At 67.1% G+C, this 20,330-nt stretch carries 18 protein-coding genes; 8 read left to right on the top strand and 10 right to left on the bottom strand.

The window, feature by feature from the left end; all coding sequences use genetic code 11:
• Nucleotides 1-26: 26 nt before the first annotated feature.
• On the bottom strand, nucleotides 27-845 hold the full coding sequence (locus ABQ137_RS13040) for a MipA/OmpV family protein (protein ID WP_308409875.1): 819 nt from the start codon (nucleotides 843-845) through the stop codon (nucleotides 27-29).
• Between the two features lie 36 nt (nucleotides 846-881).
• Nucleotides 882-2,336 carry an efflux transporter outer membrane subunit gene (locus ABQ137_RS13035; RefSeq protein WP_503021215.1) on the bottom strand — a complete coding sequence of 485 codons (1,455 nt, stop codon included), beginning with the start codon at nucleotides 2,334-2,336 and terminating at the stop codon, nucleotides 882-884.
• 106 nt (nucleotides 2,337-2,442) lie between these two features.
• On the opposite strand from ABQ137_RS13035, the gene ABQ137_RS13030 reads away from it, so the two are divergent.
• Nucleotides 2,443-3,132, top strand: coding sequence for a response regulator (locus ABQ137_RS13030; protein ID WP_349782761.1), 690 nt, complete (start codon nucleotides 2,443-2,445; stop codon nucleotides 3,130-3,132).
• A complete protein-coding gene (locus ABQ137_RS13025; RefSeq protein ID WP_104607840.1) occupies nucleotides 3,129-4,322 on the top strand; it encodes a sensor histidine kinase in 1,194 nt (397 codons plus the stop codon). Before ABQ137_RS13030 ends, ABQ137_RS13025 begins: the two co-directional genes overlap by 4 nt.
• Before the next feature lie 62 nt (nucleotides 4,323-4,384).
• On the opposite strand, the gene ABQ137_RS13020 is transcribed toward ABQ137_RS13025, so the two are convergent.
• From ABQ137_RS13020 to rraA, 3 genes are all read right to left on the bottom strand, one after another.
• Entirely contained in the window at nucleotides 4,385-5,650 is a 1,266-nt protein-coding gene (locus ABQ137_RS13020) for a cation:proton antiporter (RefSeq protein ID WP_349782758.1), read from the bottom strand.
• A gap of 330 nt (nucleotides 5,651-5,980) precedes the next feature.
• Nucleotides 5,981-7,573 carry a serine hydrolase gene (locus ABQ137_RS13015; protein ID WP_166770767.1) on the bottom strand — a complete coding sequence of 531 codons (1,593 nt, stop codon included), beginning with the start codon at nucleotides 7,571-7,573 and terminating at the stop codon, nucleotides 5,981-5,983.
• Between the two features lie 22 nt (nucleotides 7,574-7,595).
• Nucleotides 7,596-8,096 (bottom strand): ribonuclease E activity regulator RraA, encoded by a 501-nt coding sequence (rraA, locus tag ABQ137_RS13010; RefSeq protein ID WP_024939752.1) that lies wholly within the window; start codon nucleotides 8,094-8,096, stop codon nucleotides 7,596-7,598.
• Between the two features lie 277 nt (nucleotides 8,097-8,373).
• Here rraA and ABQ137_RS13005 point away from each other — a divergent pair, with 277 nt between their 5' ends.
• Both ABQ137_RS13005 and ABQ137_RS13000 read left to right on the top strand, forming a co-directional pair.
• Nucleotides 8,374-9,207, top strand: a complete 834-nt coding sequence (locus ABQ137_RS13005; RefSeq protein WP_184518519.1) for a DUF72 domain-containing protein — start codon at nucleotides 8,374-8,376, stop codon at nucleotides 9,205-9,207.
• Nucleotides 9,208-9,244: 37 nt separating this feature from the next.
• Nucleotides 9,245-10,192, top strand: coding sequence for a DMT family transporter (locus ABQ137_RS13000; protein ID WP_184518516.1), 948 nt, complete (start codon nucleotides 9,245-9,247; stop codon nucleotides 10,190-10,192).
• A gap of 88 nt (nucleotides 10,193-10,280) precedes the next feature.
• On the opposite strand, the gene ABQ137_RS12995 is transcribed toward ABQ137_RS13000, so the two are convergent.
• The 4 genes from ABQ137_RS12995 to ABQ137_RS12980 form a co-directional block, all read right to left on the bottom strand.
• The gene (locus tag ABQ137_RS12995) at nucleotides 10,281-11,405 is read right to left on the bottom strand and encodes a GGDEF domain-containing protein (RefSeq protein WP_202397395.1); all 1,125 of its coding nucleotides are present in this window, start codon (nucleotides 11,403-11,405) and stop codon (nucleotides 10,281-10,283) included.
• A 74-nt stretch (nucleotides 11,406-11,479) separates the two neighbouring features.
• Nucleotides 11,480-12,202, bottom strand: coding sequence for a pseudouridine synthase (locus ABQ137_RS12990; RefSeq protein WP_016903964.1), 723 nt, complete (start codon nucleotides 12,200-12,202; stop codon nucleotides 11,480-11,482).
• Between the two features lie 48 nt (nucleotides 12,203-12,250).
• On the bottom strand, nucleotides 12,251-14,656 hold the full coding sequence (locus ABQ137_RS12985; protein ID WP_167709197.1) for a putative bifunctional diguanylate cyclase/phosphodiesterase: 2,406 nt from the start codon (nucleotides 14,654-14,656) through the stop codon (nucleotides 12,251-12,253).
• Between the two features lie 272 nt (nucleotides 14,657-14,928).
• A complete protein-coding gene (locus tag ABQ137_RS12980) occupies nucleotides 14,929-16,863 on the bottom strand; it encodes a DEAD/DEAH box helicase (RefSeq protein ID WP_046343498.1) in 1,935 nt (644 codons plus the stop codon).
• 172 nt (nucleotides 16,864-17,035) lie between these two features.
• Between ABQ137_RS12980 and ABQ137_RS12975 the strand changes: the two genes are divergently transcribed.
• The 4 genes from ABQ137_RS12975 to ABQ137_RS12960 all read left to right on the top strand — a co-directional run bounded on the left by ABQ137_RS12975 (nucleotide 17,036) and on the right by ABQ137_RS12960 (nucleotide 18,923).
• Nucleotides 17,036-17,536, top strand: a complete 501-nt coding sequence (locus ABQ137_RS12975; RefSeq protein ID WP_349782755.1) for an RNA polymerase sigma factor — start codon at nucleotides 17,036-17,038, stop codon at nucleotides 17,534-17,536.
• Between the two features lie 27 nt (nucleotides 17,537-17,563).
• Nucleotides 17,564-18,211 (top strand): hypothetical protein, encoded by a 648-nt coding sequence (locus ABQ137_RS12970; RefSeq protein ID WP_184518509.1) that lies wholly within the window; start codon nucleotides 17,564-17,566, stop codon nucleotides 18,209-18,211.
• 152 nt (nucleotides 18,212-18,363) lie between these two features.
• A complete protein-coding gene (locus ABQ137_RS12965; protein ID WP_047126838.1) occupies nucleotides 18,364-18,606 on the top strand; it encodes an RNA-binding S4 domain-containing protein in 243 nt (80 codons plus the stop codon).
• A complete protein-coding gene (locus ABQ137_RS12960; protein ID WP_184518505.1) occupies nucleotides 18,603-18,923 on the top strand; it encodes a hypothetical protein in 321 nt (106 codons plus the stop codon). The genes ABQ137_RS12965 and ABQ137_RS12960 overlap by 4 nt, the downstream gene beginning before the upstream one ends.
• 211 nt (nucleotides 18,924-19,134) lie before the next feature.
• On the opposite strand, the gene ubiM is transcribed toward ABQ137_RS12960, so the two are convergent.
• On the bottom strand, nucleotides 19,135-20,313 hold the full coding sequence (ubiM, locus tag ABQ137_RS12955) for a 5-demethoxyubiquinol-8 5-hydroxylase UbiM (protein ID WP_349782752.1): 1,179 nt from the start codon (nucleotides 20,311-20,313) through the stop codon (nucleotides 19,135-19,137).
• Between the last annotated feature and the right edge of the window lie 17 nt (nucleotides 20,314-20,330).

The raw sequence follows: 20,330 nt of genomic DNA, 5'->3' as shown, positions 1-20,330 counted from the left end.
TCACGCTATCCCCTGCCATGTGCCGCTCAGCGGCTGTAGGTCACTGCAACCGTGCCGCCGACAAAACTGCGGCGTGCAACCAGCGGGCTGTCCGTGGCGTTGTCCGCATAGCGGGTGCCGGTCACGCTCACGGTGGTGGCCCAGTGATCGCCCAGCGCATGCGTCCAGCTGCTGCCCACCGCGGCGGCATACACGCCGGAACCGGTATGGAAGGCCTGCCAGCGCGTCCGCGCCGCCTGCGTGTCGGTGACCCCAAAATAGGCCTGATTGAAGCGACGATCGCCGGCATGCACATCCAGATCCAGCGTCACCGTGTCGCTGGCGCCATGCAGCAGGGTGAACTCCACGCCGGCGCGATAGCGGTTGCGCCGCGCGTCCTGTTTGAGCGCGAATTCGGCTTCCGCGTTGACGTTCATGTACGGCGTGATCCGCTGCATCACCAGTGTGCGTGCGGTGACCGACCCCGGTACATCGCCCATGCCGGCCAGCACGCGCGAACCCGGACGCCAGTCGCTGTCGCGTTGCAGGCGGCCCAGGTCGTAATACAGCGACTGCGACAGATAGAAGCCGGAATCGCTCTGGAACTGCAGACCCGCGCCACGCGCGGTGTCAAAGAACAGCATGCCGCGCTGGACCACCAGCACCGGGTTGGCCTGCACGCGCGCGCGCTCGGCGCCGGCATACCGCGGTGCCGCAACCGCTGCCGCGCCCACGGTGAGATCGGTGTGGTCGCCCAACAGCCGCGAGCTGCCGGTCAGATCGGTCTGCGCATGCGCAAGGCATGGCAGCAGCAGGCTGGCAACGAACGGCCAGGCACGCAGTGTGGTGTCACGAGGCAGCTGCATGGAAAACAGGATGGCCATGAAAATCTCCGTCAGCGATCAAGAAAGGGATGGCAGGCAAACGCCGTAGAACGCCTGAAACATGGCAATCCGGCTCAACAGGCGTTGGCGTGCGGTGGTCAGGTAATCCAGTTGCACCTGCGTGGCGCGCAGGCGCTCGGTCAGCAGCGTGGTGCGATCTTCCAGGCCTGCGTCCACGCGCCTGCTGAGCCGTGTCATGCGCGATTGCTCACGCTCGGCCTGCGCACGTGCACGCGGTTCGGAGTCGGCCAGGGTGGCGTGCGCGTCGAGCGCATCGGCGACCTCGCGGAAGGCGGACTGGATCGCCTGTTCGTAGGCCGCGACATCGGCGCGCTGGCGCAGCTGCGCCAGGGCAAGATTGGCGCGGTTGCGGCCGCCGTCGAACAACGGCAGGTTCAATTGCGGGCTGAAGCTCCACATGCCGTGGCCGGCGGAAAACAGCCCGTTCAAGCCATCGCTGGCGGTGCCCACGCTGCTGCTCAGGGTGATCGATGGAAAGAACGCGGCGCGTGCGGCGCCGATGTCGGCGTTTGCCGCGCGCAGTTCCAGCTCCGCCTGCTGGATGTCCGGGCGTTGCAGCAACAACGAGGAATCCAGCGCACGCCACGCCGTGCTGGGTGTATCTGCGGCAATCATGCGCTGCAGGTCGCCCGGCACCGGCAAGCTGTCGTAGCCAACCAGCAGTTGCAGCGCGCGCAATGCCGCAGCGTGATCGTCGGCGCCCTGCAAGGCCGCGGCATGGGCCTGATCGGCCTGATGCTGCTGGCCATCGCGCTGGTCGCGCGCGATCAGCCCAATCCGGTACTGCCGCTGTGCGATGGCCAGCAGCGCAGCACTGTCGGCATCGGCTGCTTGCAGCTGCTGCAGCGCCTGGCTGCTTGCGCGTTCGGTGGTGTAGGCGCGCAGCACCTCGGCAACCAGCGCGCCCCGGGCCGCATCGCGCCCATGGGTGCTGGCCAGATAGCGCTGCCGCGCCGCCTCGGACATGGCCTGCAGCTTGCCGAAGAAGTCCAGCTCGAGATTGCCGATGCCGGCGTTGGCAACGACCAGATCCTGCCCGTAGCGCGCGTTCAGGGCCGGATCGTCGAAGCGCTGCCGCACCTGTTGTGCACCCACGCCGATGCTTGGCACGCGCGCGGCGCGCTCGATGCGGTACTGCGCCCGTGCCTGCTCCACCTGCAAGGCGGCGCGACGGAAGTCGCTGTTGTGCGCAAGCGCGCGTTGCAGCAACGGCCGCAGATCGCGATCCGGTGCAAACGCCTGCACAAACGCGCGTTCCTGCAGATTCAGCTCGATCCCCACCGGCTCGCTCGGTCCCCCAGCGGCCACCGCCTGCTGGCTGCCGAAGGTGCCCGGCACGGCCACCGCTGGTCGCTGGTAAGTCGGCGTCAATGAACAGCTGCCCAGCAACATGGCGATTGCCGCATTACGCAGGGCGCGGAAACAACGAGGCGCGGTCATTTGTGGAATCATGATGTCGGAGCACACGAGCCAATCTCGACCGACATCCTCGACCTGCAGCGTCCAGGTTGTTTTCGGGAATTATCCAGATTTGATCGAGACGACAGGGCAACACGCCATGACAGGCAAAAAGGTTCTGCTGGTGGAAGACGATGCAGACAGCGCCAGCATCCTGGACGCCTATCTGCGTCGCGACGGCTTCGACGTTGCCATCGCCGGAGACGGCGAGCGGGCGATTCACCTGCATCGTCAATGGGCGCCGGATTTGGTGCTGCTGGACGTGATGCTGCCCAGGCTCAGCGGTATCGAAGTGCTGTCGGCGATCCGCCGCGCCAGCGATACGCCGGTCATCATGGTCACCGCCATCGGCGACGAGCCGGAGAAGCTGGGCGCACTGCGCTATGGGGCCGACGATTACGTGGTCAAGCCGTACAGCCCCAAGGAAGTGCTGGCGCGCGTCCATGCAGTGCTGCGCCGAAGCGTGGCGGTGCGTGCGCCGGGCGAGCCGCTGCGGCATGGCCGCCTGAGTGTGGACCTGGCCGCAGTGGTGGCCACCGTGCACGACCCGGCCGGGACTCAGCTGGCACTGGACCTGACCTTGACCGAATTCAACCTGCTCGCCATCCTGCTCAAGACGCCGTTCAAGGCATTCACCCGCAGCGAACTGCTCGATGCCTGCCTGCCCGACAGCGATGCACTGGAACGGGTGGTGGATTCGCACATCCACAACCTGCGCCGCAAGCTGGAGGTGCACGGCATCACCGGCGTGCTGGTCACCGTGCGCGCGGTGGGATACCGCTTCCAATGAATGCCCTGCGGCGCTTCAACGCCTGGCGCCGGCAAGCGCCGCTGTGGATGTGGGTGGGCGTGCGGATGAGCGCACTGGCGGTGGTGACCGTGGTGGTGATCGCCTTCGGCATGTGGTGCTATTTCAACCTGCGCGACAGCCTGATCCTGGGCAAGCTGCCGGCGGCGGCCCGCACCGAAATCGAACAACTGCGCGAACAGCCGGTCGCCAACGAGGCACGCCTGTGGCAACTGCTGCAGCAGTACTACGATGTGGAAAATTTTCTGCCCGGGCTGGCCAACCCTGACTGGTGGACGCTGGGGGCCATGGTCGCCCTCTCCATCCCGGTGATCCTGGTCTGCGGGCTGCTTGCATCGCGTCCGTTGTCGCGGCAATTTTCCCAGGTGGCCAGGGCCGCGCATCGGGTCAGCGATGGCGACTTCGGCGCACGCGCGCAGGTGGTGGCAGGCGCACCGGACGAGCTCACGGCGCTGGCGGACGACTTCAACGCCATGGGCGGCAAACTGCAGCAGTACGAACGCGAACTGCGCGAGTCCAGCGCAATGCTGGCACACGAACTGCGCACCCCGCTCAACGCAGCGATGGGCCGCGTACAGGGCATGCTGGACGAGGTCTTCCCGCGCGATCCCGAGCAGCTGCGCCTGGTCCATCGCCAGCTGGAACAGATCAACCGGCTGATCGGCGACCTGCATCTGGTGTCGCTGGCGCGTGCCGGCCAGCTGGTGCTGGAGCCGGACAGTTTCGATCTGCATGAGCTGATTGCCGAGCGGGTGGAATGGGCAGGCCCGACAATCCGCGCGTTGCAGACGACGGTCACCGCGCCGGCACCTTCCGGGCTACGCGTCTGCGCCGACCGCCATCGCCTGGGCCAGGTGTTTTCCATCCTGATCGACAACGCACTGCGCTACGCCGCCGCAGGCAAGGTGCTGGATATCGAGTTGCGCCGCGATGGTGCGCATGTGCTGGTCACGCTCGGCGACCGCGGCCCCGGCGTGGAGCCTGCGCAGCTGCCGCACCTGCTGGACCGCTTCTGGCGCGCGGACAGTTCACGCGCGCGGCATTCCGGTGGCAGCGGCCTGGGCCTGGCAATCGCCTCGGCCATCTGCCAGGCGCACGATGGCCGCTTGATCCTGGGCAATCGCGCCGGCGGCGGGTTGTTGGCCAGCGTGCAACTGCCGTTGTCGCGCTGAGGCGTTCGCGCAGTTGCGCCGCCGCGCTTGCGGCTGCCTGGCATGCCAGGCCGCTGCGAGCATCAACGTTGCTGCAGGCTCGGCACCGCAGCGGTCACGTCGGCATGGCGACGCATGATCCAATTGAACAGCGGCGTGGCCATCAGCGTGGAGAGGATCGCCATCAGCACAAGCACCGAGAACAGGCCTTGTTCGATCACGCCGGCCTGCAACCCGATGTTGATGATGATCAGTTCCATCAAACCGCGTGCATTCATCAGCGAGCCGATCGCCATCGCATCGCGGTTGTTCTCGCCGGTGATGCGTGCGGCGGCCCAGCAGGCCAGTCCCTTGCCGATGAACGATGCGGCCAGAATCGCCACGCCGGCCAGCATGATCTGCGGCTGCAGCAACACGCTCAGCTGCGTCTTCAAGCCGGAATAGGTGAAGAACATCGGCAGCAGGAACACCACCACGAACGGCTGCATCATCTCGCGCAACTTTTCGGTCAATGCTCCCCTGGGCAGGCAGACGCCGAGCAGGAAGCCGCCGAAGACTGCATGGATGCCGATCGCATCCATCGCCCAGGCGCTGAGGCAGAACAGCATTAGGATGACCGCCAACACGCCATTGCTCAGCGGTTGGTCCTGCACCACGTAACGCTCGAGACGACGCAGCAAATGCCGGCCGACAAAGACCATGAACGCCGCATACGCAACGCCGCCGCCGATGGCCAGATAGGCGCTGCCCCAGCTGCCGCCGAAGCTGGCCAGCACCACGGCAAGAATGCACCACGCCGCCGCATCGTCGAACGCACCTGCAGTGAGTGCGAGCGTGCCCAACGGGCTATTGGTCAGCCCGCGCTCGTGGATGATGCGCGCCAGCATCGGGAAGGCGGTGATCGCGATGGCCGCGCCCAGGAACAGCGAGGCCTCCATCAACTTGGCTTTTTCCGAGAACAAGCCCTCCACGTTGATCAGCCACGGACACATCGCAAAGGCCAATGCGAACGGCACCGCGATCCCGGCCAGCGACACGCTCATCGCGCTGCGATAGCGTGCGCGGAAATGATCGCTGCGGAAGTCGGTGCCGACCAGGAACATGTACAGGCCCACGCCGAACTGGGCCAGCACATACAGTACGTCCAGCGTCTGCTTGGGAAACAGCGCCGCCTGCATATCCGGCAGTAATATGCCGAACAGCGACGGACCCAACGCCACGCCGGCAATCATCTCGCCCACGACCTGCGGCTGCCCCACCCGCTTGGCCAGCAATCCCACCAGACGACAGATCAGCAGGATCACCGCAGCCTGCAAGAAGAAATACACCGACATCTGCGGAGTGGTCATGCGTTGGGCAACATCCCTGAGAAGTGCGCGGATCATAACGAGCCATGCCGGCCGGCGATAGCATCATGCAGCTGGCGCCAACGCGCCGTCGGGCGTCGGCACGCCCGCCTGCAGCGGCAGGCCCGACCACGTGACGCATGCCCGCCGAGCCCGGTAGCCGGCACGCGCCGTGATCAATGCATGCTGCAGCGCGCATTGCGGCGCAGATGACACCCGAAAGCCCTGCAACCGGTTGGGGATGGCGTGGACGCCACACCGATACTGCATTGGCCGCCGGCCACTACACGCTCCGTGCAGTGACCGTGCCCCGCTTGCAGGACGAGTGATGTGTCACTTGTGTCCCGTTTGCTCCGCTGCCACCGGCGTCAACACCAGGTCCTGGAAATCGAAGCTGAAATCGGTCAGCGGCGAGATCGCCTCCATCCGCATCTCGCGCACCGCGCCATCCGGGGTCAGCGCGAAATTGACGAAGGCATCGGCATTCAGGCTGCGATCGTCCCAGCGCACGATGAAGCTATCGTGTTGCCAATGCTCCAGCGTGCCGATCAATTGCGCGGTCTTGGAAAACTGCAGGCGCAGGCGCTTGCCGTCCTGACGGATCACCACGTCGCCGTACCACGGGTCGCGATAGGTCGCCGCATAGCTGCGCAGCGGCAGCGACGGCGTGGAGCGCGCCACGCGTGCGTCCCGATGCTTCTTCCAGCTGGTGTCCGCATCGCCATCGGCCTTGGCCACCGCCTTGGCATAGGCAGAGGTCCAATCGGTGGCCGGCACCTGCAGGAATGCATCCAGCACCTGCAGGGTCACCGCATTGAAGGCCGCACCGATCTCCTGATTGGTCAGCACCACCACGCCCAGCTGCTGGTCGGGCACCAGCGTCAGCCGCGACACCATGCCCGGCCAGCCACCGGTGTGCCACACCAGCCGATGTCCGCGGTAATCGCTCAGGCTCCAGCCCTCACCGTAGCCGGCAAAATTGGGGCGTGCCGCCGTCAGCTCCGGCACGGCCGGGTCGGCAATCGCGATCGGCGTGATCATCGACCACATCTCCTGCTGCCGTTTGGCACTGAACAGCGGCGTGCCATCGGGCAGGACGCCGCCGGCCAGTTGCACCTTCATCCACAACGCCATGTCGTGCGCGCTGGAATAGATGCCGCCGGCACCGGAGTTGTTGGACCAGGTCAGCGGCGCGACCGTGCGCAACTCGGTGAAGTCGTACTTGGCATGGCCCACGGCCGCGTTGTCGCCCGGCTGCAGATGGTCGGCATTGAAGCGCGTACCGCGCATGCCCACCGGGGCGAAGATGCGTTGCTGCAGAAACGCCGCATAGGTCTGCCCGGAGACCTGCTCAATCACCTTCTGCGCCACCGCATACAGGATATTGTCGTAGGCGTAGCGATCGCGGAAACCGCCCTTCAACGGCACCTTGGACAGGCGCTGCACCACTTCGTCGGTGCTGTAGCTGGTGGTCGGCCAGAACAACAGATCGCCCGCGCCCAGGCTCAGGCCGCTGCGGTGCGCGAGCAGATCGCGCACACGCATCTCGCCGCTGACGTACGGGTCAGACATGCGGAACCACGGCAGGTGGTCGATGACCTTGTCGTCGAGCGAGAGCTTGCCCTCGTCGGCCAGGATCGACAGCGATGCGGCAGTGAAGGCCTTGGTGTTGGAGGCGATCGCAAACAGCGTGTCGGCCTGCACCGGCGCAGGCTTGCCGATCTCGCGCACGCCGTAGCCGCGCTCCAGCACCACCTGCCCATCCTTGACGATGGCCACCGCAATGCCGGGCACATCGAACTGCTTGCGCACGCGTTCCATCTGCGCGTCGAACTGCTGCATGCCGGCGGGAAGCTCGGCCGCCTGCGTCGTCACCAAGCTTGCCAGCATCAGCACGCCTCCACTCAGCCATCGGTTCACGGTCACTGTCGCACGTCCTCTCGTTCGCTCAGGTCGATCCGCCGGCACTGTCCAGCGACAGCGGCAGCGGTGCCACCAACACGCCGTTGCCATCGGCATACAGCCAATGGCCGGGCACGAAGGCCACGCCGGCAAAATTCACCGGCACATCCACATCACCCAGATCACGCCGCTCGGTACGGCGCGGGCAGGCGCCCAGCGCCAGCACGCCCAGCGGCAGCGTGGCCAGGATCTCCACATCGCGCACGCAGCCATGGATCAACACGCCGGCCCAGCCGTTGGCGACCGCCTGCATCGCGATCTGGTCGCCCAGCAGCGCGTGCTTCAACGAACCCTGCCCGTCCACCACCAGCACACGGCCGTCGCCAGGCGTGGAGGCCAGCTCGCGCACCCGCGAGTTGTCCTCGAAACAGCGCACGGTGACGATCGGCCCGGAGAATGCCGCACGTCCGCCATAGGAGCGGAACAGCGGTTCGGCGATGCTCACCTCGGGAAAGCGGTCACACAGATCGGGCGTGGTCCAGGTCATCGCTGCGGTCCGAAAGTGGCGATCTGCGATGGTAGCGGCATGGCCGCGTCCGCGTAAGCGCCGATCGCCCAGCCGGCGGGCCGGGCGGTGCCTGCATCGAGTGCGCAACGTCTGCATGCCGCCGCGCGCCAACGGCCGCGCCTGCCTGGCAGTGCGCAAGCGGTTTGGCAGCCGCCGCTTTGCTGCGGAGCCGGCGGGGCTATCATCTGGGCGGCTTGCCACATCTGTGCGTCTGCGAACATGCCAGGCGCGCGCTCACGCCAACGTGGAATCTGTCATGACCGATCTGTTCGCCGCCACCCCGCCCGCGCTCGATGGCATCCACGTCGGTATCGGCGGCTGGGTGTATGCGCCATGGCGGGAGGGGATGTTCTATCCGCAAGGGCTGGTGCAGCGCCGCGAGCTGGAATACGCAAGTCGCCACGTCACCGCCATCGAGATCAACGGCACGTATTACGGGACGCAGAAACCGGCCACCTACGCGAAGTGGCGCGACCAGGTGCCGCCCGGGTTCGTCTTCTCGGCCAAGGCACCGCGCCGCATCACCCAGTCGCGCAGACTGGCCGGCACCCAGGCGCAGGTGGACGACTTTATCGGCGGCATTGTCGAGCTTGGCGATACGCTGGGGCCGCTGGTGTGGCAGTTCGAACAAGGGCATCGGCTGCAGGCCGACGACCTGGACGCCTTCCTGTCGTTGCTGCCCAAACGTGCCGGCAAGCGCGCACTGCGCCATGTGCTGGAAATCCGCGACCACGACGCGGTGGATGCCGCGCTGCTGGCATTGGTGCGCCGGCATGGGGTGGCCACGGTGTTCACCGACTCGGACGAGCATCCGTCCTTTGCCGATCTGTCCACCGACTTTGTCTATGCGCGGCTGATGCGCAGCCAGGCGCGCCTGCATGCCGGCTACCCGGCGCCGGCACTGGCGCGCTGGGCCGAGCGCATCCAGGCCTGGCGGCGCGGCGACGATGTGGCGGACCTGCCGCATATCGATGCATCGACGCACCCCGCAGCCACGCCGCGCGAGGTGTTCGTGTTTTTCATCAGTGCCGCCAAGGAGCGCAATCCGGCGGCGGCAATGGCGTTGCTCCAGGCGTTGGGGGCGCGCTGACAGGGGCGTTGCGTCGCGTCTTCGGCGACAATGGCGCATGCCCACGACCGACCTGCGCAAGGCGCAACTGCAAATCCATTTCTGCGTCCTGCTCTGGGGAATCACCGCGATCCTGGGCAAGCTGATCACGCTGCCCGCGTTGCCGTTGGTGTGGTGGCGCATGTTGATCGTGGTGGTGGCCCTGGCGCTGTTGCCGCGGGTGTGGCGCGGATTGCGCGGGTTGTCCGGCAGCGTGGTGCTGGGCTATTGCGGCATCGGCGCCTTGGTGGCCCTGCACTGGCTGACCTTCTACGGCGCGATCAAGCTGGCCAATGCCTCGGTGGCGGCGACCTGCATTGCACTGGCGCCGGTGTTCACCGCCGTGATCGAGCCATGGGTGACGCAACGCCCCTTCCGCCCGCGCGAATTGCTGTTCGGCCTGGCAGTGCTGCCCGGGGTGGCGCTGGTGGTCGGCGGGGTGCCGGATGGCATGCGTGCCGGCGTGGTGGTCGGCGCGATTTCGGCGGTGTTCGTCGGCCTGTTCGGCTCGCTCAACAAGCGCATGGTCGCACATGCCGACCCGCTCACCGTCACCGCACTGGAGCTTGGCGCCGGCACGTTGACCCTGACCGTGCTGGCGCCGGCCATGCCGTTGTTGCTGCCGTCGCTGCATGGCGACCTGATGATCATCCCCAGCCTGCACGACGGCGTCCTGCTGCTGGTGCTGTCGCTGGCCTGCACGCTGCTGCCGTTTGCGCTGGCACTGGTGGCGCTGCGCCATCTCAGCGCCTACTCGGTGCAGCTGGTGACCAACCTGGAACCGGTCTACGCCATCGTGCTGGCGATCGCACTGCTCGGCGAGCAACGCGAGCTGACCCTGCAGTTCTATCTCGGCGTGGCGATCATTCTCGGCGCGGTGTTCCTGCATCCGGTGCTGGAACGCCGGCGCAAGATCGTGCATCCGGAGCTGCTCGGCACTGCCGAGGCGAAGAACATCGTCGACTGACCGCACGGCGCAACCAACAAACGCCACTGTCGCAGCGGCCCAGGCCGCGACCAACCTTATCGATGACGCACCCGCGTGCGCACGCCACCTACCCCAACGCCACCACCTGGTCGCGCCCGCCACGCTTGGCCGCATACAGGGCCTGGTCGGCGCGCTTGATCACCGCGTCCACGCTTTCCTGCGGATGCAGCGTGGCCACGCCGATACTCACCGTTACCGGCAGCGCGATCGTCATCACCGCCACGCTCTGGCGCAGGTATTCGCACTGCACGCGCGCCTGCAGCAGATCCACGTTGGGCAGCAGCAGCACGAACTCCTCGCCGCCATAACGCGCAATGGTGCCGGCACCGGCCACATGCGCACGCAGCAACGCCGACAGTTCGCGCAGCACCACATCGCCCTGGTCGTGCCCATGCACGTCGTTGACGGTCTTGAAGTGGTCCACGTCCAGCAACGCCACCGACAACGGCTGGCCTGCCGCACGCGTCTGTTCCATGGCCGCGGCCAAGGCCACTGAAAACGCGCGTCGATTGGGCAAGCCGGTCAGCGGATCGGTGCGGGTCTGCTCGACCAGATCGGCATTCAGCGCGTCCATCTGCGCGTAATAGCCGGCCAGCTGCTGCTCGTACCATTCGCGCTCGTGCAGTTGCTGGCGCAGGCGCTTGCCGGCCAGGCGCAGTTCCAGCAGATGCGCGGCCTGCCGCGACAATGCCTGCAGGGCAGCACGCTGCTCTTCGCGCAGATGCGCCGGGGTCTGGTCGAAGACGCAGAGCGAGCCCAGCGCCATGCCCTCGCTGGTCACCAACGGCGCGCCGGCATAGAAGCGTACCGCCGCGCTGCCGGTCACCATCGGATTGTCGTGGAAGCGCGGGTCGAGCAAGGTGTCGTCGACCATCATCACTTCATCCGGGCGCAGGATCGCATGCGCGCAGAACGAGATGTCGCGCGATGCCTCGCTGCGCGGCGCGCCATGTGCGGACTTGAACCATTGCCGCTGTTCGTCCACCAGCACCACCGCCGCCATCTGCGTCTCGCACAGCGTGGACGCAATCATGGTGAGGTCGTCGAAGGCACGCTCGGGCGGCGAATCCAGCACTTCGTACTGACGCAGCGCTGCAAGCCGCTCGGCTTCGTTGTCCGGCAATGTCGGTTTGATCACTCTGCCCGCTCCCCAGCTGGCTGTCGGCGGCGGAAGTATGACCGAGCCGGTCATGCACGGCCATCGGGTTGCGCCTGCGCAGCCGATGCACCGTGCTGTTGCGGTTCAGTCCAACGCGCGAGAAACGCTCACCAATCGGTGCGTTGCGGCAGCAGGCCGCGCAACTCCGCATCGCTGAGGTTGCGCCACTGTCCGGGCTTGAGCGCGGCCAGCTTGATGTTGTCGATGCGCACCCGGCGCAGCTGGGTCACGCGGTAGCCGAATTCGGCGGACATCAGGCGGATCTGCCGGTTCAAGCCCTGCTCCAGCACGATGCGGAAGCCGAACTTGGCGATGCGCGCGGTGCGGCACGGCAACGTGGTCTCGTTGTGGATGCGCACGCCACGCGCCATGCCGCGCAGGAATTCGTCGGTGACCGGCTTGTTGACCGCCACCAGATATTCCTTCTGGTGGCGATTTTCCGCGCGCAGGATCTCGTTGACGATGTTGCCGTTGCTGGTCATCAGGATCAGACCTTCTGACTCCTTGTCGAGCCGGCCGACCGGGAAGATGCGCTGCTCGTGGCCGACGAATTCGACGATGTTGCCCTTGACCGAACTTTCGGTGGTGCAGGTGATGCCCACCGGCTTGTTGAGCGCGATGTAGACATGCTTGCGGCCACCGGGCTTGCTGGCGGCGCGCGTGCGCAGCGGCTGGCCGTCCACCAGCACGGTGTCGTCCTCGCCCACCACCGCACCGGTGCCGGCAGCCACGCCATTGACGGTGACCCGGCGTTCGCCGATCAGGCGATCGGCCTCACGGCGGGAGCAGAAGCCGGTTTCGGCGATGTATTTGTTGAGTCGGGTCGTCATCGGCCGATTATCGGCGATTTGGAGCGACGCGCGTGCACCAATCTGCGATCAGGACAGCGCCAGCAACGGCTGCCCGGCGTGCAGCAGCTCGTCCAGCGGGCATGGACGATGCAGGCTGAAACCCTGCACCTGGCCGACACCTGCCTCGCGCAGGCCGGGAATGTCCGCCTCCGACTCAACGCCCTCGGCCACCACTTCGATCCCCAGCGCCAGGCCCACCTGCGCGATCGAGTGCACTGCCGCGCGGTCCACCGCGTCATGCGCGTAGTTGCGCACGAAGCCGCAATCGATCTTGAGGACATCCACGGTGAACTGCTTGAGATAGCCGAACGAGGCCAGGCCGTTGCCGAAATCGTCCAGCGCCACATGGCAGCCGCGCGCACGCACGCTCTGCACGAAGCGCTGCGCGTGCTCCAGATCGCCGATGACCGCGGTCTCGGTGATCTCCATGCACAGCTTGGGCACCAGGCTCGGATAGCGCTCGAACAAGGACCACACGAAATCGAGAAAATCCGGCTGCGCGATCGACTGCGCAGACAGATTGACGTGGCACAGGTCCAGCGTGGCCACATGCATCGGACTGGCCGCCAGCTGCGCGCACAGCGTTTCCAGCACATGCACGTCGACCATGCGCCCCAGGCCGTAGCGCTCCACGGCGGGCAGGAATTCGCCCGGGCTCAGCACCCGCCCGTCGCGCGCGCGCATGCGCACCAGCACTTCGTACTGCAGGCGTTCCGGATCGCTCAACACCTGGATCTTCTGCGCATACAGCAGCAGCCGGTCTTCGGCGATCGCCTGCTGCACCGCGCTGATCCAGCCACCGTCGTGGCGCCGCCGCGCCAGCGCCAGATCGTTTTCGCCGAAGCAGCGAATGCGGTTGCGCCCTTCTTCCTTGGCCGCATGGCAGGCCAGATCGGCGGCGGTCATCAAGGCATTGACGTCGCTGGCGCCCTGGCGGATTTCCACCACGCCGAAGCTGCAGCTCGGCGTCAGCGGCCGTCCGCCCTGGTGGCTCCACGGCTGACCCAGCACCGCATGCATGCGCTCCAGCAAGGACTGCGCCTGTGCCAGATCGGTATTGGCCAGCAGGATCGCAAACTCGTCGCCACCCAGCCGCCCCAGCCAGTCGCCGGGGCGCAACTGCATGGTGATCACATCGGCGAAGTGGCACAGGAACTTGTCGCCCACCGCATGCCCGAAGGTGTCGTTGACCAGCTTGAAGTGATCCAGGTCGACGAAGCACAGCGCATGGCAGAGCTGCGGCGATTGCGGCGGCTCGATCAGGCGCAGCAGTCGGCGTTCGATCTCGCGGCGGTTGATCAGGCCGGTCAAGGCATCGTGGCGCGCATGGAAGGCGACTTCATCGGCCAGTTCGTGCGCATGCGAGACGTCTTCGATCACTGCCAGCACCAGGGTCGGCTCCTCCGGGCCGGGCTCCACCAGCGACGCGCTCCAGCGCCCCCACATCACCCCGCCGTCGGCGCGCAGCAAGCGCCGCTCGCCGGACTGCAGCAGTGTCGGCCAGTCGATCAGGCCGCGGCTGTCCAGCGCGATATGGTCCGGATGCAGCACCTCGGCCAGCGTGCAGGCCTGCAGTTCCTCCGGCCGGTAGCGTAGGATGTTGGCCATCGCGGCATTGGCATCGAGCACGCGGCCGCGCAGGTCGAACTTGACCATGCCCAGCGCCGCCTGCTGAAACGCGGTGCGGAAGCGGCCTTCGTGCGAGAGCAGATAATTGCGGATGCGGCGCATCGCCAGCACGCAGGTGATCAGCACCAGCAACAGGGTCGCCAGGCTGCAGACCACCATCACATCGTGCAGCAGCCGCGCACAGCGGACCAGCAGCGCCTGGAACTGCGCGGTATCGCCGCGCATGCGGCCGTCGAGCAGGTGCAGCTCGTCGCGCAAGGCCTGCAGCGCGCGCGGATCCGGGCGGCTGGCGGCCTGTACGGAGGCGGCCCGGTCGGCCAGGGTGCTCAGCTGCAGCAGGTCGGCGTCGGTGTGTTTCCACATCGCGATGGCGTCGCCCAGATACGGAAAGACATGGCCGTAGCGATACAGCCGCACCATTTGCGGCATGTCCTCACGGGCATTGCGGCCGGCGGCCAGCCCGGCATGGACCGCAGCCCAGTCGATCACCGGCTGCTCGACCGCCTCGCGTGCCGCGCGGTCGCCGAGCGGCACTTCCAATGCGCGGCAGGCGGCCTGCAGGTCGGCCGGATCGCCGCTGCCCAGATAGCGCTCCAGCCAGTACACCGACTCCTGCTGGGCATTGGACCAGTGGCTCTGGCCGACGATCCAGGCCATTGCCCCGGACTGGATCTCGATCACCAGTGCCGAGAGCACCGCCATGCCGACGGCCATGCCGATCAACAAGGCCAAGGGAAGCGTCAGCCAGCCGCGCATCAGGTGCATGGTCCGCCTACCGCTCGTGCCGCCCGCCATCTGCGCCATTGTCATCCTCGCCCCCCCTGCTGCTGCCCATGCGATTCAGGCGCCCAGTGGGCGCCTGAAGGCAGTAGCGGCCGCAACGGCGCAGTCTGTATGGCTGCGCCCGCCCGGCCACGGTCGGCGCGAAACTTAGCATGGCTAACAGGATGCCGCCGACAATCGCTGCGGTACCGACGCGTGACGCGCCTACACCGCTATGCATCGATCAGCATAGCGACTGCGGCGACCGGCCGGATCGGCCGAGCAGCCGCACGCCACCGGGTTGTCAGCGGTGCTTACTCGCCGCGGGGCTTGGGCGGGCCCTTGCGATGCGGCGCGCCGGCGCGGTCCATCGGACGGTTCGGGCCATTCGGGCGACCGGACGGCTTGCCGCCGCGCGGGAAGCGCGGCTTGGACGGCGACGCGGCCGCTTCGCCTTCTTCCAGCTTGCGCATGTTGAGCTGCTGGCCGGACACCCAGACCTTCTTCAGGTGCGTCAGCAGCTCGCGCGGCATGTCGGCCGGCAGGTCCAGGATCGAATAATCGTCCTGGATGTCGATACGGCCGATGTAGCGGCTTTCCAGGCCGGCTTCGTTGGCGATCGCACCGACGATGTTGGCCGGCTTCACGCCGTGGGTGTGGCCCACTTCGATGCGGTAGCTCTCCATGCCGAACTCCGGCTCGCCGCGCGGGGCAACCGGATCGCGACGCGGACGCTCGGCGCCCGCGCCATCGCTGGCGAACGCCGGACGTTCCGCACGCGGCGGGCGTGCCGCGCGCTCGCCATCGGCACGCGGGCCACGCTCGAACTTCGGCTCGAAGCGCGGACGCTCGCCGCGATCGTTGCGGTCGCCGCGATCGTTGCGCTCGCGCGGCGCAAATTCCTCGCGTGCACCGCGCACCGGCGGGGTCAGCAGGAACGGCGCATCGCCCTGCAGCAACTTGGCCAATGCTGCAGCGATATCGATCGCCGGTACGTTGTTCTCGCTCTCGTAGCGCTGCAGAAGATCGCGATACATCTCGATCTGGCCGCCGGCCAGGGTCTCGGTGATGCGGGTCATGAAACGTGCCACGCGGGTGTCGTTGACCGCATCCACGCTCGGCAGCTGCATTTCTTCGATCGGCTGGCGGGTGGCGCGCTCGATCGCGCGCAGCATGCCCTTCTCGCGCGGGGTGACGAACAGGATCGCATCACCGTTGCGGCCGGCACGGCCGGTACGGCCGATGCGGTGCACGTAGCTCTCGGTGTCGTACGGGATGTCGTAGTTCAGCACATGGCTGACGCGCTCCACGTCCAGGCCGCGCGCGGCCACGTCGGTGGCGACCAGGATGTCGAGCTTGCCGTCCTTGAGCTGGGCAATGGTCTTCTCGCGGGCGGCCTGCTGCATGTCGCCGTTGATGGCCGCCGCGGCCATGCCGCGTGCCTGCAGCTTCTGCGCCAGCTCTTCGGTGGCAGCCTTGGTGCGCGCGAAGATGATCATGCCGTCGAACGGCTCGACCTCGAGGATGCGGGTCAGCGCGTCCAGCTTGTGCAGGCCGCTCACCCACCAGTAGCGCTGGCGGATGTTGGCCGAGGTGGTGGTCTTGGCCGCGATGGTGACTTCGGCCGGGTCCTTCAGATAGGTCTGCGCGATGCGGCGGATCGCCGGCGGCATGGTCGCCGAGAACAGCGCCACCTGGCGCTTCTCCGGCAACTTCTTCAGCACCGCTTCGACGTCGTCGATGAAGCCCATGCGCAGCATTTCGTCGGCTTCGTCCAGCACCAGCGTCTTGAGCTGGGACAGGTCCAGCGTGCCGCGGTCCAGGTGATCGATCACGCGGCCGGGGGTGCCGACCACCACATGCACGCCGCGCTTGAGCGCGCTCAGCTGCTGGGCGTAGGGCTGGCCGCCGTAGACCGGCAGCACGCGGAAGCCGGGAATGGCTTCGGCATATTTCTGGAACGCCTCGGCGACCTGGATGGCCAGCTCGCGGGTCGGCGCCAGCACCAGCGCCTGCGGCTTGAGCTGGTTGAGATCGGCATTGGACAGCACCGGCAGCGCGAACGCGGCGGTCTTGCCGGTGCCGGTCTGCGCCTGGCCGAGCACGTCGCGGCCGGCCAGCAGCGCGGGGATGGTGGCGGCCTGGATCGGCGACGGCGACTCATAGCCGACGGCGGCAACCGCCTTCATCACAGCGTCTGAGAGGCCGAGGTCTGCAAACAGCAGCGGCGCGGGAGATTCTTGGGTCATTGGGTAACTCCGGAGGCGCCGCACGGAGCCGGCAGGCGCAAAGCAGCATAGTGTGCGCCCTCAGCCCCCCTGCTGTCGAAATTTCCGTGACAGTCCGTTCAGCTTGTGAGGATTCGCCCGCTGCGGCGAATCATCTCCTCGACCCTTGTCATCCACCCACCCGGCCGGAGCCATGTCCCTGGAATCAGACCTGCACACCCGCTTCAACGCTCTGCTGCAGCAGCACCGCGGCATCGTCCTGAAGGTCGCGGCCAGCTATTGCTGGAACCCGGACGACCGCGCCGAGCTGGCGCAAGACATCACCGTGCAGTTATGGCGCGCATTCCCTGGCTACGACGCCAGCCGGCGCTTTTCCACCTGGATGTACCGCATCGCCTTGAACGTGGCGATCAGCGATCTGCGCGGCCGCAGCCGCGCGCCGCAGGACCCGCTCCCGCTGGAGGCGGTGGCCGACAGCATCGCCGACCCGCTGGCGCGCGACCCGGCACACGCGCAGCAGGTCGCCGCACTCCACGGCTTCATCGCCCACCTGCCGCCGCTGGAACGCGCCTTGATGCTGCTGTACCTGGACGCGCACAGCTACCGCGAGATCGGCGAGGTGCTCGGCATCAGCGAGACCAATGTCGCCACGAAACTCAGCCGCCTCAAGGCGCGCATCCGCGCCGAACTCTGACCACCCACTTCGCCCAAGGAACATTCGATGGAACTCGACGACATGCAACGCGCCTGGCACGCGATGGAACACCGCCTGGATCAGCACGGCACGCAGATCGGCCATATCATCGTCCAGGTGCGTAGCCATGCGGCGCGCACCAGCCTGCGCCCGCTGTGGCTGAGCCAATCCGCGCAATTGCTGTGCGCCGTGGCGCTGCACATCGTGATCGCGCGCAGCTGGCTTGCCCACACCGATCAGGCTGCAGCCATCATCGGCGGCGTGCTGCTGCAGCTGTGGAGCATTGCACTGGCGATCTCCGCACTACGGCAGCTGCAGCTGCTGGCGCAACTGGACTTTGCCGGACCGCTGCTGCCGACGCAGCGCGCGCTCGCGCAGCTGCGGCGCTGGCGCACGCGGGTGGCCCCGTGGCTGGGCGTGGCGTTCTGGGTGCTGTGGGTGGCCGTGGCCGACGCCGGCTGGCGCGGGCTGACCGGCCTGACCCTGCCGCACGACTGGCTGCTGCTCAATCTGTTGGTGGGTGTATTCGGCGGTATCGGCACCTGGCTCGGCTATCGACGGCTGCAGCGCAAACGCCATCCGTGGCTGGAGCGCATCGACAACGCGCATGCCGGGCCCGGCGTCGTGCGCGCCGAAAGCATGCTGGACGAGATTGCACGCTTTCGACGCGAATAAGCGTGCCGCCCCGCACCGCGCCTCCGGCGTCGTGTCCGCCGCTGGCGCGCCTGCGTCGCGCACGACTCCACCTGCCGGGGCTGCGTTCGGCACGGTGGTGTTGCCGGCTGCGACAGGCGGATAATCGCCGTCTTCCTGTCACCGAGCGCACCATGCAATTTCTGGAATTCGACCTGGACGGCGAGTACATCGAACTCAACCAGTTGCTCAAGCTGGCGGGTATTGCCGACAGCGGTGGGCAGGGCAAGGCGATCGTCGCCAGCGGCGCGGTCAGCGTCGATGGCGTGCAGGAACTGCGCAAGACCGCCAAGATCCGCCCCGGCCAGTGCGTGCAACTGGACGATGTGGAGATCCGCGTGCTGCCGCTGGACCCCGATGCGGAGCCGGCAGAATGAGCGTGGTGCAGGTCAGCTGGCGCAACAACGCGCCCTCGGCTGAAGACCCGGACCACGATGTCTATATTTTCTCGATCGACGTCGATTCACTCACGCCGTTCTGGTTCGAGCAGTCGATCCGTGGCGGTCACGCCGAGCGTGGCGGTTGCAGCATGCTGGCCTTGCACGAGCTGGAAGCCTGGCCCGGCGGCTGGCGCGCAGACGTGACCAAGGCCGGCTGCGCCTGGGTCATTCCACTGCTGGAAGACGCCTTGCGCAGCGGCGATGCGCGCACCGCGATCGATGCGATTCTTGCGCGGGTCAATGCGCCGGCCTGATGGCTGCGTGCCCGATGCGGCGCGCGTGACGAAAGCCGACCTCATGCAAATCCGGCCTGATCGAGCCCATCCGATTGCCGAACGAGCACCCGCGAACGGGCCGCTGACCGCATTGCCCGCCCGCATGTCGAACACCGTTACCAGCCACTGCGCGTGAGGACCACAGCGCAGCGCTGCACGCACTGCGCCTCCCTGCTCCCACTTCGATACGTCAAACGCTGCGCTGGGTCAGATGCGCTGCAATCGCCTGCTTGAAGGGCGCCACCGCATGCGCCGCACGCAAGGCACCACGTCGTAGCAGGCGGGCCGGCGCGCGGTCGTCGGTATACAGTGCAGCCAATGCATTGGTCGCTTCATACAGCGGCCGCGTCGCCAGCCGGTGCGCCCGCTCATACCCCTGCAGCAGGGCCGCATCCCCGATGTCGCGCCCGGCGGCGGCAGCGGCGCGCACACGCTCGGCCAGGCGCGCCTGGCTCTGCAATCCAAAATTGAAGCCATGCGCGGTGACCGGGTGCATGCCCACCGCCGCATCGCCGAGCAGCGCGGCACGCTCGGCGATCAAGCGTTGCGCATAGGCCGCCACCAGCGGATAGGCATGCCGGCTGCCGTCCTGCTGCATCGGCCCGAGCCGATGCTCGAATGCCTCGGTCACCGCCGCACTGAAGTCAGCCGCCTCCATCGCCAGCAAGGCCTCCACCTGTCGCGGCGGCAGGGTCAGCACCGCACCGGCGCGATTGCCCTGCAGCGGCAACAACGCCAGCGTCTTGCCGTAGCCAAACCACTCCCAGGCGGCATGCCCGTGCGGCAGCGCATGCCGCATCCGGCACACCAGCATGGTCTTGCCGAAATCACGCAGCTGCGCACCGATGCCGAGCAGGCGCCGGGTGCTGGAAAAGCGACTGTCGGCCGCCACCAGCAGGCGCGCCGATACCGTTTTCCCATCGGATAACTGCAGCACCACGCGGTCGCGCTGCTGCTGCACGGCCTGCAGCGTGCAAGAGCAGCGCATCTCCAACGCAGCTTGCGCCTGCACCGCCTGCCAGGCCGCGCGACGGATCAGATGATTGGGAACCAGCCAGCCCAGATCGCCGGCACCACGCGCGGAGGCGGCGAAGGTCAGCGCGAAGTGCGAATGTCCGTCCATGACGCGGGCGTCGCGCAGCGGCGAGATCGCATCGGCAGGAAACTGCTGCCAGATGCCCAGTTGCTCCAGCAATGCACGCGAGGCATGGGTCAGCGCGATTTCGCGTCCGTCGAAGGCCGGCTCGGCCAGCTGCGCGTGTGGCTGCTGGTCGACCACCAGCACCGACAGCTCACTACCGGCCAACGACCGCGCGAAACTCAGGCCGACCGGCCCGGCACCAATGACTGCGATATCCACCGATTGCATGCCGCGCTCCTTCACCA

The sequence above is a fragment of the Xanthomonas sp. WHRI 8393 genome (assembly GCF_040203315.1).
GTDB classification, from domain to species: Bacteria; Pseudomonadota; Gammaproteobacteria; order Xanthomonadales; family Xanthomonadaceae; genus Xanthomonas; species Xanthomonas arboricola.
The sequence above is the reverse complement of the archived record's forward strand: the minus strand, read 5'-3'. Positions and strand labels throughout refer to the sequence as shown.